The organism is Bacillus sp. 05T31 (assembly GCF_056396725.1).
In genome coordinates, this window is sequence record NZ_JBFTMA010000794.1 from 1 (window position 1) to 1,869 (window position 1,869).

The 1,869-nt window shown below is 35.9% G+C and carries 3 protein-coding genes; all 3 read right to left on the reverse strand.

The window, feature by feature from the left end:
* The coding region (locus AC1DJR_RS28355) for a chemotaxis protein (protein WP_477004084.1) at positions 1 to 741 on the reverse strand (741 nt) is incomplete at its 3' end.
* Between the two features lie 141 nt (positions 742 to 882).
* A complete protein-coding gene (locus AC1DJR_RS28360) occupies positions 883 to 1,368 on the reverse strand; it encodes a hypothetical protein (protein ID WP_002030949.1) in 486 nt (161 codons plus the stop codon).
* Between the two features lie 365 nt (positions 1,369 to 1,733).
* On the reverse strand, positions 1,734 to 1,869 hold a 136-nt coding region (locus AC1DJR_RS28365; RefSeq protein WP_477004085.1), incomplete at its 5' end, for a DUF3964 family protein.

Genomic DNA, 1,869 nt, shown 5'->3' on the forward strand with positions numbered 1-1,869 from the left:
CGTTAAATGGTGTCCATCCATTTTCGGCATTTCAATATCTGTAATAAGCAGGTGAATATGTTCATACATTTTTTCACCTTGCTCTTTTGCTAATTTTTCAATTTGAGCTAACGCTTCTGCACCATTGCTGAAGAAGTTCATTTTCGTATATCCAGCTGATGATAATGTTTCTTCTAGTATTTGACGAAGCATCGCTGAATCTTCCGCAATATAAATCACCTTTTCAGCTCGATCTGTTTTTTGCTCTAATCCTGCAAGTGATTTATTGTCATAGCCAGTACCGCTAATTTCACATACAATTTTTTCATAATCTAATAGTAAAATGATTTTCCCATCTAGTTTTACAATACCAGATGTCGTTTCTTCTAGTCCCATAGATAATGAAGCTGGTTCATCAATTTGTTCCCATGAAATACGTTGAATACGATGCACTTCATCAACACGGAAAATAACTTTCATTTGGTTTAATTCTGAAATGATAAATTTCGTTTGATCAAGTGGTTTTATAGATTTTAAATTAAGAGCCGTTGCTAAGTTAATAACAGGTAAAATTTCACCACGTACTTGAACAACACCTTCAACTGCATGATGAGATTCCGGCACAGTTGTAACAGGGAATGGATTAATAATTTCACGCACTTTCATTACATTGATACTAAATAAATTTTCACCCACAGTATAAGTTACGATTTCTAATTCGTTTGTTCCACTTTCTAATAAAATACTTTGTGCTTGTGACATAAAGGTGTCGCTCCCCTTTCATTAATTCCGTATATTTAATTATTAAGCTTTAATAACATCCAAAAGTCAACTACCTATATGAAAAATATAGATAGTTGCGTGAGCCTTGCCGTTTTAAAATAATAAAAACACTGGTAAAGCTTAATCTTGTATAAACGAAGCAAGTGCCTCTAATAACACCTCTTGTGCCCCTACAATTTCTGTCGGCATTGCTTCCCATTTTTTCGAAAGTTCCGTTTCCACTCTTATTCTTAGCTCCGGATTCATTTCTTCTAGCACGTATTCTTTCGTTGCTATATCAACATCAAGTAGCGCAAGTGCATATAACTCCGGATCGTTTATTTTTTTAAATACTTGTTTCAATACCGCCGGTGCTATATGTTTTAACTTTTCAATGTGAATTTCCTTATCAGAAAATAGTAACTCATATTGAATATACGTAACATTTTCTTTAATAACTTTAAAATAGCAATTATTTTTTTTATCATTTACAAAATAACCGTTCGGATCTGCAATAATACTCTCTACTTGACGTATTAAATTAGGTAAACTACTCGCCGCCATTACAGTACGTTGCTCAACCTCACTTGGCGAAATGAATGTAACGCGATACTTATTCTGCGCCATCCTCCTCACCTCTCCTTTTATATAAACTTAGTCTAATTGTACAATATCTTAATTAATCTAAATCTATTTCAAATCAATGCTTCTAGTCTCGGATAAATCCTCTCTCCCAAAAGTGAAGAGACACCACCTAAACACTTGGCTTTTGGCCTCTTCAACTACCTTAGAACCAATCCATACCTCTCGTCTTACAATGTACGAGCCGCTCATAGGCAACTGACCGCTACTACACTCAGCTAGGTCCTCGCCCCTCTTCAACTAACCTAGAACCACTCCATATCTCTGTTCTCACAATGCGCGAGCCACTCATAGGCACTAACCGCTACTACACATCGCTGGGTCCTCTCTCAAAACCTTAAAAAAAGCTTTTAAGCTCCCTTAAGCAACTCAATGTTATTGAACCAAAAAGCAAGCTGCTGATCCGTAATATCCGGCAACATAACGAAAAACTCACGGCACTTCATCTCATCTTTAAACAGTTGATACTTCCAAACACCACTACTA

Excerpts from the sequence above, each read along its gene's own strand:
- AC1DJR_RS28360 (WP_002030949.1), bottom strand. The coding sequence starts at position 1,368 with ATGGCGCAGAATAAGTATCGCGTTACATTCATTTCGCCAAGTGAGGTT.